Annotated in this window: 12 protein-coding genes; 8 read left to right on the plus strand and 4 right to left on the minus strand. The window is 73.1% G+C overall.

What is annotated here, in order from left to right; translation table 11 throughout:
• Positions 1-28: 28 nt before the first annotated feature.
• Positions 29-823, plus strand: a complete 795-nt coding sequence (locus ACQPY4_RS33400; RefSeq protein WP_433327800.1) for an SAM-dependent methyltransferase — start codon at positions 29-31, stop codon at positions 821-823.
• Between the two features lie 29 nt (positions 824-852).
• Here ACQPY4_RS33400 and ACQPY4_RS33405 read toward each other — a convergent pair whose 3' ends face one another.
• Genes ACQPY4_RS33405 through ACQPY4_RS33415 form a run of 3 tightly spaced genes read right to left on the minus strand, consistent with a single transcriptional unit; the run spans position 853 to position 3,879 of the window.
• Positions 853-1,917, minus strand: coding sequence for a serine hydrolase domain-containing protein (locus ACQPY4_RS33405; RefSeq protein WP_433327802.1), 1,065 nt, complete (start codon positions 1,915-1,917; stop codon positions 853-855).
• Positions 1,918-1,969: 52 nt separating this feature from the next.
• Positions 1,970-2,818 (minus strand): class I SAM-dependent methyltransferase, encoded by an 849-nt coding sequence (locus ACQPY4_RS33410; RefSeq protein ID WP_433327804.1) that lies wholly within the window; start codon positions 2,816-2,818, stop codon positions 1,970-1,972.
• 53 nt (positions 2,819-2,871) lie between these two features.
• Positions 2,872-3,879 carry a zinc-dependent alcohol dehydrogenase family protein gene (locus ACQPY4_RS33415; protein ID WP_433327806.1) on the minus strand — a complete coding sequence of 336 codons (1,008 nt, stop codon included), beginning with the start codon at positions 3,877-3,879 and terminating at the stop codon, positions 2,872-2,874.
• A gap of 80 nt (positions 3,880-3,959) precedes the next feature.
• Between ACQPY4_RS33415 and ACQPY4_RS33420 the strand changes: the two genes are divergently transcribed.
• From ACQPY4_RS33420 to ACQPY4_RS33450, 7 genes are all read left to right on the plus strand, one after another.
• Positions 3,960-4,559 carry a winged helix-turn-helix transcriptional regulator gene (locus ACQPY4_RS33420; RefSeq protein ID WP_433327808.1) on the plus strand — a complete coding sequence of 200 codons (600 nt, stop codon included), beginning with the start codon at positions 3,960-3,962 and terminating at the stop codon, positions 4,557-4,559.
• 67 nt (positions 4,560-4,626) lie between these two features.
• A complete protein-coding gene (locus ACQPY4_RS33425) occupies positions 4,627-5,271 on the plus strand; it encodes a TetR/AcrR family transcriptional regulator (protein WP_433327810.1) in 645 nt (214 codons plus the stop codon).
• 30 nt (positions 5,272-5,301) lie between these two features.
• Positions 5,302-6,627, plus strand: a complete 1,326-nt coding sequence (locus ACQPY4_RS33430; RefSeq protein ID WP_433327812.1) for an amidohydrolase family protein — start codon at positions 5,302-5,304, stop codon at positions 6,625-6,627.
• A 42-nt stretch (positions 6,628-6,669) separates the two neighbouring features.
• Positions 6,670-9,369: a helix-turn-helix transcriptional regulator gene (locus ACQPY4_RS33435; protein ID WP_433327814.1), complete on the plus strand. Its 2,700-nt coding sequence runs from the start codon at positions 6,670-6,672 to the stop codon at positions 9,367-9,369.
• Positions 9,370-9,489: 120 nt separating this feature from the next.
• On the plus strand, positions 9,490-10,236 hold the full coding sequence (locus tag ACQPY4_RS33440) for an SDR family NAD(P)-dependent oxidoreductase (RefSeq protein ID WP_433327816.1): 747 nt from the start codon (positions 9,490-9,492) through the stop codon (positions 10,234-10,236).
• Between the two features lie 113 nt (positions 10,237-10,349).
• Positions 10,350-10,769, plus strand: coding sequence for a DUF6069 family protein (locus ACQPY4_RS33445; protein ID WP_433327818.1), 420 nt, complete (start codon positions 10,350-10,352; stop codon positions 10,767-10,769).
• Positions 10,770-10,789: 20 nt separating this feature from the next.
• Entirely contained in the window at positions 10,790-11,146 is a 357-nt protein-coding gene (locus ACQPY4_RS33450) for a YciI family protein (RefSeq protein WP_433327820.1), read from the plus strand.
• Between the two features lie 18 nt (positions 11,147-11,164).
• On the opposite strand, the gene ACQPY4_RS33455 is transcribed toward ACQPY4_RS33450, so the two are convergent.
• On the minus strand, positions 11,165-16,060 hold the full coding sequence (locus ACQPY4_RS33455; RefSeq protein ID WP_433327822.1) for a DNA repair ATPase: 4,896 nt from the start codon (positions 16,058-16,060) through the stop codon (positions 11,165-11,167).
• Between the last annotated feature and the right edge of the window lie 57 nt (positions 16,061-16,117).

The following is a 16,117-nucleotide window of genomic DNA, read 5'->3' on the forward strand; positions in this document are numbered from 1 at the left end:
ACGCGCACCCGGGAAGCAGGAGTCGGCCGTGAATTCACACCCGCAGATCGACACGTCCAGGCCGCATTCGGCCCGGATCTGGAACTTCTGGCTGGGAGGCAAGGACAACTACCCCGTCGACCGGGAGGCGGGCGACCGGATCGCCGAGATGATCCCCGAGATCGTGGCCAACGCCCGCGCCGACCGGGCCTTTCTGGGACGCGTCGTCCGTTTTCTGGCCGGTGAACAGGGCATTCGCCAATTCCTGGACGTCGGGACCGGCCTTCCCACCGCCGACAACACCCACGAGGTCGCCCAACGCGTGGCACCGGACGCCCGGATCGTCTACGTCGACAACGATCCTCTGGTGCTGGCGCACGCGCGGGCCCTTCTGGTCAGCTCCCCCGAAGGCGCGACCCAGTACATCGAGGCGGACGTCCGCGACCCCGACACCATCCTGCGCGGCGCGGCCCGGACCCTCGACTTCACCAAGCCGATCGCCGTCACCCTGCTGGGCATCATGTGGCACATCCGCGACGACGCCGACGCCATCGCCATCATCGACCGGCTGATCGACGGCCTGCCCTCCGGCAGCTACCTGGCCGTGGCCGACATGACCCTCGAAGCGACCGGCGACCGCATGCGGTCCGCGATCGAGCACTGGAACCAGCACGGCACACCCCCGGGCACCTGGCGCACGCCCCAGCGCATCGCCCGCTTCTTCGACCGCCTGGAACTCCTGGAGCCCGGTGTCGTGTCCTGCAACCGCTGGCGTCCCGAGCACTCCCCGTTCGACGAGCCGCCCATGGTCGACCGCTTCTGCGGCGTAGGCCGCAAGAACTGACCAAGAACGCCGGACGGGCTCCGCCTCGGCTAGGCGGAGATCGCGTCGTAGGCGGCCAGGACGATGCCGAGCGCCCTGCCGTGGCCCTCGTCCCAGAGAACCTGGTTCATCACGTAGGACACCGTCATCCGGTGGTCGAAGTCGACGAGGAGCAGCGAGCCGCCCCATCCTCCCCACGAGCACGTGCGGCCTTCGAGCCGGTAGCCCATCCCCCAGCGGACCGGCACGCCCAGGACGCGGTCCTCCCCGCTGAACTGCTCCTCGAACACCCGCTCGCAGCCGGCCTCCGACAGGAGCCGGACGCCGCCCGCCACGCCTCCGCACGCCAGCGCCGACTGGATCGCGCCGACGGAGCGGGCGTTGCCGAAGCCGCCGATGGCCGGCATTCCCGCGCGCCGCCATGCCGCGGTGTTGGCGTCGGACACCCCGACCGGGAACCCGTCGGGCCTGTCGCCCTCGGGCGCGGCGATCAGCGGCGCGACACGGGGGTCGTGCTCGGCGGGCAGCCCGATGTGGAAGTCGGCGCCCAGCGGCCCGGCCACCTCGTCGGCGAAGAACGCGCCCAGGTCGCGTCCGGTCACGCGGCGGACGACCTCCCCGATCAGGACCCCGAAGGTGATCGAGTGATAGCCCGCCTCGGTGCCCGGCTCCCAATGCGGCGCCTGGGCGGCCAGCAACGCGGTGACGGCCCGGCGGTCGTAGAGGTCGGACGCCGTGAGCGGCTCGTCCCAGGACGGCAGGCCCGCGGTGTGCCCGAGCAGGTGCCGGACGCGCACTCCCGCCTTGCCCGCCGCCGCGAACTCCGGCCAGTACCGCGCGACCGGCGCGTCCAGGTCGAGGTCACCGCGGTCGGCGAGGACCAACGCGCACAACGCCGTCATCGGCTTGGTGGTGGACCAGACGCTGGCGATGGTGTCGCGCTCCCACGGCACGCTGCGGTCCGGGTCGACGTATCCGCCCCAGAGGTCCACCACCGGCTCGCCGTCCACGTACACCGCCGCCGAGGCGCCCACGTCGTCGGCGTCCAGCGAGGCCGCCAGCGCCTCGGCCACCCCGTCGAACCGGCCCTCGCACGTCCCTCGGATCTCCCCCACGCCGCGAACCTACCCACGCCCCGGCGACCGGGCCACTCATTTCCCGCCCGCCTCAGGACGCGGCGGGTCGACGCAGAACGATGACCTCGCACGTCTGGTGTTGGGGGTGGGGCCGGTCCGGGTGCGGAAGGTCCCGCAGCGCCTGGACCGCCGGTGCCACCACGTTTCGCCAGGCCGCCGCGTCGGCGCGGCACAGCAGATGGATGTGCATCTGGCGGCGTTCGATGCGGTCAGCGATGTCGTTGGGAACGTAGGCGGTCCGGCGCTCCAGGCTCCCGGCCACCCCGTCGAGGACGAGCCCGGCACGCGCGGCGATCTCGCGCAGCACGTCGGGGCGGTCGGGCGGGGGCCCGCCGCGCAGGGCGGTCTGCAGGTCGAACCGGATGCGGCCGACCGGATCGGACGGCCGCCGCACGATCGAGGAGATCACGACCATCCGCCCGCCGGGACGCAGCACCCGCGCGGCCTCGGCCAGCAGCGCCTCGGGGCTGTCGACCACGTCCACGACGCAGGTCGCCAGCAGATTGGCGCAGGAGCCCGAACGCAGCGGCAGCCGCGCGACATCGGCCTGAACGACCCTCGGGATACGGGCGCGGGCGCGCTTGAGCATCTCGTGGGAGTAGTCGAGGCCGACGACCGGCCAGCCCTCCTCCGCGAGCGCGGCGGCGAGCGTCCCGGTACCGGTGCCCAGGTCCGCCACCAGGCCGCCGGGAACCAGATGCGGGGCGACCTTCGCCGCCCAGGCCCGGCCGCGCCGCATCCCGCCCAGATGATCGTCATAGCCGGCGGCGACGCGGTCGTAGGAGGACATCGCCGCCTTGATGCCGCCCGCCGCGGCCAACCCGTCACCCGACGAGCCGGCCCACCTCTGTTCGAGCGCCTGCCCCTCACCCTCATCCATGCCTGATGGCTACCCACAGAATGCGGCTTGTCACTTTGTGTTACTTAACACCCTCAGTCGAACACCAACAGGGGCTTGGAGCCGTGGCCCGCGCTCTCGGCGGTGCGGGCCGCCTCGGCGGCGTCGTCGAGGCCGAACGGCCTGCCTTCGGGAATGGTCAGGACGCCCTTGGCGACGAGGCCGACGACGTCCGCGAGCGCTCCCTGGATCCGCGCGGCGGGGGTCGTGGTGAGCCATCGGTACAGCCAGAACCCGCGCAGGTTCTTGGTGCCGAAGATCAGGTCGGGTGCGGGGACGGGGAGGGTGAACGCCGCCGGGTCCGTCTGGCGGTGCGTGGACAGCGCGCCGTAGACGACCTGCTCCCCGCCCGCGCCGAGGGACTGGAAGACGTCGGCGCCGACCTGTCCGGCGACGCAGTCGATGGCCTTGCGGACCTCGCCGATCGACTTCACCCCGGCCCGCAGGTCCTCGTCGGCGGTGTTGATCACCTCGGTGCCGCCGAGCGCGCGGATCTCGTCCGCCGCCTCGCGACGCCGCACGACGTTGATCGTCTGGAACCCGAGATGGTTCGCGAGTTGCACGACCGGGCGGCCGACGGTCGAGGCGGCGGCCGTCTGCAGCAGCCACTCGCCGGTGCCGACGTTCAGCTCCTCGGTGACCAGCAGCCATGCCGTCAGCGGGTTGATGGCGAGCTGGGCGGCGGTGGAGTCGTCCAGGCCCTCGGGGACGGTCACCGCCCGGACGGCCTCCACGACGATGTACTCCTGCCAGGTTCCCGTGACGCCCACGGTCACCACCCGATCGCCGACCCGCTCCCCCGGGACGCCGTCGCCGACCGCGACGACGGTTCCGACGCACTCCAGCCCGAGCACGGCCGGGAACTCGGGGGTCAGCGGGTACCGTCCGCGCATCATGTGCAGGTCGCTCGCGTGCACCGGGGAGGCGTGCACCCGAACCAGTACCTGGCCCGCCCCGGGTGCGGGCACGGGACGTTCCAGCACCCGCAACACCTCGCCGGGCTCACCCATCCGGTCCGCCACCAACACTCGCATCGTCGTCATCACGCTCTCCTTCAGTCGATACTTTAAATAATGAAGTGAACAAGTTGAAAAAGTCAAGCGAGTCCGGCACTCTGGACACCATGCGGACATACGGACAGTTCTGCCTGGCGGCACGGGCGCTCGACGTCATCGGCGACCGGTGGACCCTGCTGATCGTGCGCGAGCTGCTGCTCGGCCCCCGGCGGTTCGGCGAACTGCGGCAGGGGTTGCCCGGGATCGCGACCAACCTGCTGACCGGCAGGCTGCGGGACGCGCAGGAGCACGGAATCGTGGAGCGCGAGGGCGCCACCTACCGCCTCACGCCCGACGGCGAGGCACTGCGCCCCGTCATGGGCGAACTCGTGCGCTGGGGTCTGCGCTTCGCGCACGAGGCCGAGGACGACGACGTCTTCCACTCGCGATGGCTCGTGCTCGCGCTTCGAGCCCTGCTGTCCGCGCCCACCGCCGCCGGACGATCGAGCGTGCTCATCGACACCGGAGACGAACCGATCCTGGTGACGTCCGCCGCCGGTCGGCTGGAGGTCGGCCTGGGCCGGACGAGCATGGCCGACGCCGTCCTGACCGGCCCCCCGGACGCCGTCCTCGGCTACCTGGCGGGCACCCTTCCGGCAGCCGACGCGCAGCGAAAAGGCCTCCGGGTGACGGGCGACAAGGACGCAGTCCTCGCCCTTCGTGGGTAAACTAAACAGTGCAGAGTATGCTTGTGCACTGTATGGTTTACCTTGATGTCGAGGTGAGGAGGCGTTCGTGGCGCAGGAAGCGATCGGTCGGCGTGGATTGCTGGCCGAGAAGCGCGAGGCCATCGTCCTCGCCGCGCGGGAGGTCTTTCTGCGCGAGGGGTTCGCCCGCGCGAGCGTCGACGCCATCGCGGCGACCGCCGGGGTGTCGAAAAGGACCGTCTACAACCACTACGCGGACAAGGAACGGCTCTTCCTCTCGGTGATCGAGGAGACGGTCGCCCCGGTCATCGCCGGGTTCGTCCAGATCGCCGAGCGGCATCTGGGGGACGTCACCGACCTGGAGGCCGATCTGAACGCCTTCGGCCGTGACTGGGTGCGGCTGACGGTCGTCTTCCCCGAGCATCCGGCGTTGCTCCGGCTCGTCATCGCCGAGGCCACCCACTTCCCGTCCCTGGTGGAGGCGTGGCGCGGTGCGGGCTCCGCCAGGGGCGGGCGGGTGCTCGCCGAACACCTCCGCCGGATCGGCGACCGGGGGCTGCTCGCGATCCCGGACGCCGACGAGGCCGCCCGTCACCTCACCGCCCTGGTGTGCAACCCGCCGCAGAGCCGGTCGTTCTTCGGCACCCGGCCCCTTGCCGACGCCGAGATCGACGATCTGGTCGGCAGCGCGATCCGCGCCTTCCTCCGGATCTACCGCCCGGCGGAGCGTTGAGCTCTCCCCCCGAACGAAGGAGTTCAGATCGTGTGCGTTTTCCATGGAGCCTCCTGCCCGTCCAACACGGTGGGGCGTCGCCGGGTGCTGGCCGCGGGGCTGGCCCTGCCCGCGGCGGGCGTCCTGCGGCTGCCCGAAGCGTCGGCCGCGTCGTCGCGTCCGTTCGCCATCGCCGGAGTCCGGATCTTCGACGGCGAGCGAGTGATCGAGAAGGGGCATGTCGTGGTCGCCGCCGGACGGATCGTCGCGGTGGTGCCGGGCAACGCGGTGCCCCGGGGAATGGAGATCCACGACGGCCGGGGCCGGACGCTGCTGCCCGGCATGATCGACGGCCATGTGCACCACGTGCGGGGCGGGCGAACCGACGGTCCGCGCTTCGGCGTGACGACCGAGCTGGACATGTTCGCCTTCGACCTGAAGGCCCAAGGCCCCTATAGAAGGCAGCGTCGCTCCTACCGCCCGACCAGCGAATCCGACCTGTGGACGGCTGGCACCTGGGTGACCGTCCCGGGTGGCGTCGGCACCGGGGAGGGTCTCGACTTCCCCGTGCTCACCAAGGACGACGACCCGGCGGCGTTCGTCGACCGGCGGCTGGCCGAGGGATCCGACCACCTCAAGCTCGCCCTGGAGGACACCGACCTGGACAAGGGCACCGCGCTGGAGATCCTTGACCAGGCCCAGATCGCGGCGCTGGTCGCCGCCGCCCGGCGCCGCCGTGTGCCGAGCGTGGCGCACGTCAGCAAGCAGAAGTTCGCCCGGTCGTTCCTGCGGGCGGGCGGCAGCGGGCTGGTCCATGTCTTCAGCGACACCCGGGTGGACGATGACGTCCTCGCCCTGGCGGCGCGGAGCGGCGCGTTCGTCACCCCGACCCTGACCTTCTGGAGCTCGCGGTCGACCGGGAAGGCCGTGGACCCGGCGCTGGCCGCCGTCCTGGCCGACGACCGGGTGGCGCCCTTCGTCTCGGCGACGCAGCGGGAACTCCTGGCGAAGGACTGGTCCTCGGCCTGGCCGGACGAGCTGGAGATCGCCTCGCACAACGTCCGGGCCCTGCACCGTGCGGGCGTCCCGATCGTGACGGGCACCGACTCCAGCGCGTGGGGCATCGCGCACGGGCTGAGCCTGCTGGTCGAGCTGGAACTGCTGGTCCGGGCCGGGCTGTCCCCCACCGCCGCGCTGACGGCGGCCACCTCGGCGCCAGCGACGGCCTACCGGCTGGCCGACCGCGGCCGCGTCCGTCCCGGCCTGCGCGCCGATCTGGTGCTCGTCAACGGCGACCCGACCCGCGACATCACCGCCATGCGCGACATCGCGACCGTCTGGAAGAACGGCGCCCCCATCACCCGGACGGCCCGCTAGAGCTCCCCCAGGACATTCCTGACCTGGGGTAAGGTTCGGCGCATGTTGGTGGGGCGCGAGCCTGAGCAGCGGCGGATCGGCCAACTCCTGGACGAGGCCCGCGCCGGGCGGAGCGGCGCGCTGGCGATCCACGGCGACGCCGGAATCGGCAAGTCGGCGCTGGTGGAGTTCGCCGTCGCGGCGGCCGGCGACATGACGGTGATCGACGGGCTCGGCGTCGAGTCCGAGGCCGAGATCCCGTTCGGCGCCCTGTACTCGCTCCTGCGTCGCCACCTCGATCATCTCGACGCGCTGCCGGGGCCGCAGGCCGAGGCGCTGCGCGGCGCGTTCGGGCTGGCCGACTCCAGCGCCGGAGGCCGCGACAGGTTCCTGATCGGCGCGGCCACGCTGACGCTGCTGGCGGAGATCGCGGGCGAGCGTCCCCTGCTGTGCGTGGTGGACGACGTCCAGTGGCTCGACCGGGCCTCGTCCGACGCGTTGCAGTTCGCCGCGCGCCGCCTCGGCGCCGACCCGCTCGCCATGATCTTCGTCGTGCGCGACGACGGCGAACGGTCGCCGATCCAGGGCGTCCCGGGGCTGCGGCTCGCCGCGCTGGACGAGGCCGACGCGGGGCGGCTGCTGGACGCGCGGTCACCGGGGCTGGCCACGCCGACCGCCAGGAGGGTGCTCGCCGAAGCGGCGGGCAACCCGCTCGCGATCATCGAGTTCGGCGCGGACGCCGTGCCCGGCGCCGCCGTGGGGCCCCTTCCGGTCGCGGGCCGCGTCCAGGAGGCCTTCCGGTCGCGGCTGGCCGCGCTGCCCGAGGCCACCCGGCTGCTCCTGGTGGTGGCGGCGGCCGAGGGAAGCGCGGAACTGGACGTCATCCTGCGCGCGGCCGCCCGCTGTGGTGTGGCCGCGGCCGACCTGGACGCGGCCGAGCGCGCGCGGCTGGTCACCGTCTCCGGCGACGAGGTGCGGTTCCGGCACCCCCTCGTCCGCTCGGTCGTGTACCAGGCCGCGCCCCATCACCAGCGGCTCACCGTGCACGCCGCGCTGGCCGCGGAGCTGTCGGGCCGGTGGCACGCCGACCGCCGCGCGTGGCACCAGGCGGCGGCGGCCACGGGCCCCGACGAGGAGGTCGCCGCCGAACTCGAACGCACCGCCCGCCGGGCCGAGGAGCGAGGCGGCGCGATGGCGGTCGCGGCGGCCTACGAACGCGCGGCCCGCCTCAGCACCGACGGCGAGGCACGGGCCCGCCGCATCGTGCACGCCGCCCGGGCCGCCTACGACGCGGGACGTCCCGCGTGGGCGGCCCGGCTCGCCGCCGAGGCGGGATCCTCGACCGGCGACCCCCGCCTGGCCGCCGAAATGACCTTCATCCGCGCCCAGGTGGAGTACGAGGCGACCGGCCCGGCGGCCGACGCCGCCCTCGCGCTCGACGCCGCCGAGATCGTCTCGGCCGTGGATCCCGAGGCGGCGACCTCCATGCTGACCGAGGCCGTCTTCGCCGCCCGGGACGCCTGCGCGCACGACCTGATGGGCCGCTGCGCGGATGACCTGCGCGGCCTCGACCTTCCGGACGGCTCCACCGCGCGGGTCCTGGCCGGCGGTCTGATCGGCTGGTCGGACCTGCTGCGCGGCGAGCCGGAATCCGCTGTCCCGCCGATGCGAGCGCTGGTCCGGACGGTGCGCGACGGCGAGGTGGACGGTTATCTCGAACGGCTCTGCGCCGCGTACAGCGCGCTGCTCATCGGGGACGACGACACCGCCGCGACGGTGTTGGCGGCCGCCTCCGACGACATGCGGGCCGAAGGCGCCCTGACCTGGCTCGCCTACCTGCTGGAGGGGGAGGCGCTCGGCGCGATGATGCGCGGCGACCTGCGCGACGCCGGGACGGCCGTGTCCGAGGGGCTCTCGCTGGCGTCCGACCTCGGCATGCGGATCCAGACGACCATCTACGAGACGATGGAGGTCTGGAACGCGGCCGCCCTGGGCGACGAGGAGCGATGCCGGGAACTGGCCGGCGGCGTCCTGGACCGCGCGGCGTTCCACCCCCCGGCCACCGCGCTGGCGCTCTGGGGCCTGAGCGTCCTCGACCTCGCGTCCGGACGCGCCGCGGCGGCGCTCGACCGCCTCGAGGCGGTGTGCGGCGGCCCGGCCCGGTACGACGTCGTGATCCGGGCCGTCCCCGACCATGTGGAGGCGGCCGCCCGCGCCGGACGGCACGAGCTCGGGCGCGACCATCTGCCCGGGTTCGACCGCTGGGCGCGGCAGACCGGCCGCGACCCCGTCCTGGCCCTCTCCCGGCGCTGCCACGCCCTGCTCGCCCCGGACGACCGGGCCGAGCAGTCGTTCGCCGAGGCCCTCGGGCTGCATCGGCCCGGCTCGTATGACGAGGCCCGCACCAGGCTGGTCTACGGCGAATGGCTCCGGCGCCGCCGTCGCCGCGCCGACGCGGCGGCCGAACTCGTCCGGGCACGCGACACGTTCGACCGGCTGGGCGCCGCCGCCTGGGCCGCCCGTGCCCGCGCCGAACTCGACGTTCTCGGAGCCCCCTCGGCCGCCGCGCGGACCACCGACCCGCGCGGACGTCTCACGCCGCAGGAACTCCAGGTCGTCCGGCTCGCCGCGGCCGGTCACAGCAACCGGGAGATCGCGGCCCGGCTGTTCCTGAGCCCCCGCACGATCGGCCACCACCTGTACCGGGCGTTCCGGAAACTCGGCGTGTCCCGGCGCATCGAGCTGACCCGGCTCGACCTCTGAATCGGTAGAACGACTTACCCCGTCACGCACGTCCACCGGCCCGTGGACAGGAAAGACGGCCGATGCGCCGCGCCCCGCGTCCTCCTACCGTCGAGGCATCCCGAGAGAACGGAGAGCACGATGCTTCTCGACAACAAGACGGCAGTGATCTACGGCGGTGGCGGCGACATCGGCGGTGCCATGGCCCGCGGCTTCGCCGCCGAAGGGGCGCGGGTCTTCCTGGCCGGACGCACCCAGGGCAAGCTCGACGCGGTCGCCGGTCAGATCCGCGAGGCGGGCGGGCTCGCCGAGACCGCGCTCGTCGACGCGCTCGACGAGCGGGCCGTCGACGACTACACCGCCTCGGTCGCGGCGCAGGGCGGCGGCATCGACATCTCGGTGAACGTCATCACGCACCAGACGCTCTTCACCCCGCTCCTCGGCATGCCCGCCGACGACTTCGCGGCGTCGTTCCAGCGGATCGCCAAGACGTTCCTCATCACCACCAAGGCCGCCGCCCGGCACATGACCAAGCAGGGCTCCGGCGTGATCCTGCACTTCGGCGGCTCCGACAACGTGCCCTCGCCCGGCCTCGGCAACGTGCAGATCACCTTCGACCTCATCGAGAGCATGCGACGCCAGTGGGGCTGCGAACTCGGCCCGCACGGCGTGCGCGTGGTCACCCTCCGCACCGGCGGCATCCCGGAGTCCCTGCCCGACACCGAGGAGATGGCGCCGCACCGGCAGAGCATGATCGACAGCACCCAGCTCAAGCGCGCCGCCACCCTCGCCGACGTCGGCCACGTGGCCGCCTTCGTCGCCTCCGACCGCGGCCGCACCCTGACCTCGACCCAGGTCAACATCTCCTGCGGCGCCCTGGTCGACTGACCTTTCCGGTCTGAGATTTTTTTCTCGCGAGGGTGTCGGATGGCAGCGAGTCCGTTCGTAGCCATGGTGAGAGGCCGGCGAGAGCGCCGGCCACCGCTCACCGGAGGTTCACGATGTCGGTCACCACCGCACCCGCCACGTCCATCACCACCACCGCTTCCACCCGGCGCCTGATCGCCGGTGGCCTGACCGCCGCCGCCGTGGCGGCCGCGGCGACCGCCGCCGTCGCCGCGGCGGGCGATCTGGCCGGGATCAGCCTCGCCGTCGGCGGCAAGCCGATCCCGCCGACCGGGTTCGCCGTGCTGACCGCCGTCTTCTCCGTCGTGGGCCTGGGGCTCGCCCTGGTGCTGGCCCGCACGGCCCGCCGCCCGCGCACGGCGTTCGTCCGCACCACGATCGTGCTCACCGCGCTGTCGCTGGTGCCGGACGTCCTCGCGGACGCGTCCACGGCCACCAAGCTGCTGCTTATGCTGACGCACCTGGTGGCCGCCGCGATCGTGATCCCGGCCGTCGCCCGCCGCCTGTCCGCCTGACCCTCCACGAGGAGCCCGCCGTGAAGAAGTACCTGCTCGCCGTCCAGTTCGACGAGAGCGCGCCGTCGCCGCCCGAGGAGGAGACACGGGCGCAGATGGCCCGGACGACCAAGGTCACCGAAGAGATGCGGGCCGCCGGTTCGTGGGTGTTCGTCGGCGGACTGGTGGGGTCGTCGGCCACCACGGTCGTCCGTCCCCAGGACGGCCTGACCACGATGACCGACGGCCCGTTCGCCGAGTCCAAGGAGCAGCTCGGCGGTTTCTGGGTGGTCCTGTGCGAAGACCTGGACCAGGCCCTCGCCTGGGCCGAGAAGTGCGCCCTGGCCTGCGGAGCCCCGATCGAAGTGCGCCCCTTCGAAGACGCCCAATGGATATGAGCACCGCCCGGACGCGCGTCACTCGATGTGGCGGGCGTTCGCGGCGGTGCGAAGGCCGAGGGCGCGGGTGGCCGGGTCGTCGCCGCGGAGCTGGTCGCGGACGTAAGCGGCCTTGATCTCGGCCCAGCGGGCGGCCTGGCCGGGCGTGAGGGTGCCGCGCAGCTCGGCGAGCTTGAGGAGATTGGCCTCGGCGCCGCCGGTGAGGGTCTGGGCCTCGCCGGTGTAGTGGTCGTCGATGAGCGCTTCGAGCTCGTCGTCGTTCATGACCGGGAGGACGCGTTCGGTGAGCTTGTTCATGTCGCGGTAGGAACCCTGGAGCCGGAACGGCGGTTCGGTGCGCGTGCGGTCGGCCTGGGCGGCCGAGGCGATGTAGGCGCGGTTGACCGTCATGACGACGTCGCGGACGCGCAGCGCCTTGCGCAGGACGGACATGACCTGGTCGAGCTCGGCCCGCGTGTAGGGGTGGGCGAGACGGTCGGGCCGGACGGACGGGTCTCCGGCGGCCAGGCGGACGAGCGGTTCCACGTCGCCGCGGTCGCGGGTGGACAGCGGCGCCAGGACGGGGTTCGAGGTCAGCGCGTTCTCGATGTAGCTGAAGGCGAACAGGTCGTCCCGGCCCGACAGGACGTCACCGAGGTTCCACACGTCGGCGCGGTTGGCGAGCATGTCGGGAAGATGGAACCGCTGCCCCGACTCGGTGTAGGGGTTGCCCGCCATGCAGACCGCGAAGCGCTTGCCGCGCAGGTCGTAGGTGCGGGCACGGCCGTCCCGGACGCCTTCGACGCGGCGCTGCGCGTCGCACAGCGGGATGAACTTCTGCAGGAGTTCGGGCGCGGTGTGCTGGATGTCGTCCAGGTGGAGCAGCACGTTGTTGCCCATTTCGAGGGCGAAGTTGATCTTCTCGACCTCCCGGCGGGCGGTGGCGCTGGGCGCCCGGGCGGGGTCGAGCGAGGTGACGTCGCGGCCCAGGGCGGGGCCGTCGACCTTGACGAAGACCAGGCCGAGACGGTCGGCGACGTACTCCATGAGCGTGGTCTTGCCGTAGCCGGGCGGTGAGATGAGCAGCAGCATTCCCATCTGGTCGGTGCGCTTGGCGTCGCCGGTGGCGCCGAGCTGCTTGGCGAGGTTGTCGCCGATGAGCGGCAGGTAGACCTCGTCCAGCAGCCGGTTGCGGACGAAGGCGCTCATCACCCGGGGCTTGTGCTCGTCCAGGCGGAGCCGCCGCCGCTCCGCGGTGACCAGGCGGTCGCGCTGCCGCTGGTAGGCGCGGAAGGCCGGGACGCGCTCGTCCTGGAAGCCGCGCAGGCGGGCCAGGTCGGTGTCCAGCCGCAGGTCGAGACGGCGGCCGGTGAGGCGCGGGTGGGAGCCGAGCAGGTCGTCGGCGGTGCCCGTCAGCGCGGCGGGCCGGACGTAGCGCGTCAGCTCCCCGCACAGCAGGAGCGCGACGGCCTCGGGGAGGTCGGGGGCGCCGGAGGCGTAGGCGTTGAGCCACGCGTGAGCGAGCTGGTGCCGCGCGGCGAGGTCGTCGCCGAGGATCCGCAGGTCGTGGACGAGACCGATGTGGTCGTCGCCGAGAGCTTGGCGGAAGCCGTCCAGCATGGCCTGGGGGCCCTGGCCGGTGACGAATCCGTCCGGTGCCGCGGCCAGCTCCGCCACCAGGTACTCCCCCGCGAGGTCCGCGTCGGCCGGTGCGAGACCCGTGCGCTCGTGGAACGCGGCGATGGCCGCGCCGAACTCGGCGGACAGCTCGCGCAGGGCGCCGACGCCGCCGAACGCGCGGCGCGCGCGGGCCAATGACCCGGCCCGCGCCGCCCAGGCCGCGCGGAGGGGATCTTGGGTTCCGTATGCCCAGAACAGCTGAGCCGCGGCGCGCGCGGCGGACGGGTAGCGGAGCAGCCCGGCGCCGGAGTACAGGCGCAGGAGGACGTCCAGGATCGCGGCGGCGTCATGGTCGTGGACGCCGCGTTCATAGCCTTCGTCGTAACGGGTGGCGGCCGCTTTCCGTACCAGTTCGAGCAGGCCGGTTCCGCCGGCGGCCTCGCGCAGGCCGTCGAGGGACAGGCCGCCGTCCCCGGCTTCGGCCGCGGTGAGCAGCGAGGCCGCGAGGTATTCGGCGCGGTAGACCCGCTCGGTCTCCGAGACGATCGACTGGCTCCAGAACGGGCGGGTCCGCGCGAACTCCTCGTCGGTCACGGGGAAGCGGTAGTCGGTCCCGGTGACGGCGAACGTCATGGCGTCCTCGTGCGGGACGAGGGTGAGTTCGACCGGCCGGGTGTTGACCGCGAAGCGGTGCGCGCCGAGCCGGATGGTGTCGCCGCCGTCGCCGTACAGGTCGAGCCGGTCGCGCAGCGTCCGCCCGGCCTCCTGGCGGGCCGCCTTGATCTGGCCGTCGAGCTCCTCGGCCCGCACCTGGTCGCCCAGGTCGCGCAGCTCACCGGCGACGGCGCGCAGCCGCGCGACCATCGCGTCGGTGGCGAAGTAGGTGGCGACCTCCTCCAGGGAGGCCAGGGACGCGGCCTTGCGCCGCACACCGGCCAGGATCCGTCCGGCGGACTCGGCCAGCCGTCCGGCACGGCGGGACCGCTCGTCCAGCAGCGCCTGCCTGCGGCTGGACAGGGCCTCGTAGACGTCGGCGCGCTTGCCTTCCAGCTCGGCCACGAAGTCGTCGAACTCGGCGAATCGGGCTTCGAGGCCCTCGATGCGCAGCAGCAGCCTCCCGAGCTGCTCGTCGCAGCGTTCGGGCGTACCGGCGGCGGCCAGGGCGGCGGCGACGGCCTGGTCGAGCAGCGCGAACTCGGCGGCGAACGCGGCCCGGCCCTCGGAGTCCAGCAGGGTGCGGCGCCGTTCCGCCAGCACGGCGCGGGCCCGGTTGAGGCCGCCCAGCACCTCGCCGACGTGTTCGAGGATGGCGGTGCGGACGGTGGCGTCGGCGATGTCGAGGGTGCCCACGACCTCGGTGACGATCTCCAGCCCCTCGGTCTGCGCGGCGATCCGGTCGGTGACCGGCTCGGCGGCGGCGACGGTGCCGATGCGCCCGGCCTCGGCGACCAGGTCGTCGACGGCGGCGTGGTAGCCGGTGAAGGCGTCGGCGCCGCACAGGAACCCGACCGCGCGCGGCCCGCAGGCGGCCAGTTCCGCCTCCACGGCGGCGGCCAGGTCGTCGATCCGGCCGGTGTCGGCGTACCGCAGTTCCCGCAGGGTCTCCAGCCGTCCCCGGGCCCGGCGGAGCTCGGCGAGCCGGGTCACCCAGGCGTCGGCGCCGTCCGGCGTCTCGGCGGCCGACCGGCGCACCAGGGCCAGGGTCCGCTCGGCGGCCTCGTCGACGGCGGCCCCGGCCTGCTCGGTGAGGGCCCGGACGTTCTCGTACTCGTCTAGGACCTGCCGGGCGGTGGCGCGGACGTCGGCCAGCGGCGCCCCCAGGCCGTGCTCGTCCAGCCAGTGGTGGCGGTCGGCCGTGCGGACGCAGGCGGCGATGAGCGCCTCGAACACCTCGGACGAGGGGGCCATCTCCTCGACCATGCGGGCCACCGACAGGCAGTCGGACACACCGCGGACCAGGTCGGCGTTGCCGATCCGCTCCAGCGGTCCGGTGCCGACCGGCTGGGCGGCGGCGTGCGCGTCCGACACCAGCGGGGTCCGCCACACCTGGAGGGGGTGGACGCGGGCCGGTTCGTCGGAGAACGCCCGCAGCACCGCGAGGGTGCCGTCGTCGAACAGGGAGTATCCGTGGCAGGTGATGGGGGCGGCGACCCGCTTGCGGATCACGTTGTACGGCAGCAGCAGCGACCGTCCGTCACCCCGGGAGTGGAAGACGTACAGCACGTCCTCGCCGTCGGGAGAACGGACGGCCCGCTCGAACTCCAGGTCCCGGGTGTCGGCGTCGAAGGTCTTGGCGACGCCGGTGTCCAGGTAGTAGCCGCCGGGGAAGATGATCCCGTGGTCCTCGGGCAGGCGCCGGCACGCCTGCGCGATGCCGTCCAGGCGCGTCACCGTCCTGGTCCTGGTGTTGAACACCAGGTACCGCCAGGCGGTCTCGTTGTAGGGGCGGACGCGCAGCAGGATCAGCGCCCCGACCCGGGCGTAGGCCACGTCGGCGTCGGCCAGGCTCTGCAGCGGCTCGTCGACCGGCTCGCTGTAGATCCCGTGGCCGGTCTCGGTGTCGTCCTCGACCTTGACGGTGAGGGTCCCGGCGACGGTCTCGACGAACACCGCGCCGTCGATCGAGATGTGCGGGTGCCGTCCCGGGACATGGTCCTCGCGGGTGGTCGGCGCCCACCTGAAGTCGTGGGACGGCGGGAACACGTGGTCGCGTTCGCCCTGGTTGTCCTCGTAGACCACGGTGCCGTCGGTGCCGACACGCCACCGCAGCACCCGCAGGTCGGTGAGGCGCGGGCCGGTCTGGAACACCGCCAGCAACCGGCCGTCCACCAGCCGCAGCTGGAGGAGCCGGGCCTGCCGGTAGTACCGGTACAGCTCGGCGAAGTCGCGCTGGAACGCCGGGTCGTCCAGCAGCCCCGGCACCGACCCCGGGTCCGCCTCCTCGAAGGCCGCGCCCGCGCCGTCGCGGACGAAGCGGTGCAGCGCGAACACGTCACCGACGCCCGTCTCCGGCTTGAGGCCGAGGAACACGTTGAAGCCGAACAGCAGCGTGTCGCCGATCGCGACGATGTCGCGCGGCACGCAGCCGTGCTCGGTGCGGATCCGCTCGGTCCCGGCCAGCCGCAGCTCGGTGCCGCCGAACACCTCCAGCCGCCGGGCGTTCAGCGCCTGGGCGCGTCCCGCCAGATCGGCGGCATGACCGGCCAGCCGGGCGCGCAGCACCTCATAGGTGCCGCGGTCGAGCCCCGCCTCGGCGGCGGGGCCGGTCTCCGGAACGACCCGCTCGTCGGTGACCTCGGTGGCGAGCTCGCTCACGCGAACCTCCTGGGACGTCGGGCCGCCGGTGCCCTCGTTCGGGGCACCGGCGGCGAA

Source organism: Spirillospora sp. CA-294931, assembly GCF_050946795.1.
In the GTDB taxonomy this organism is placed as follows: domain Bacteria; phylum Actinomycetota; class Actinomycetes; order Streptosporangiales; family Streptosporangiaceae; genus Spirillospora.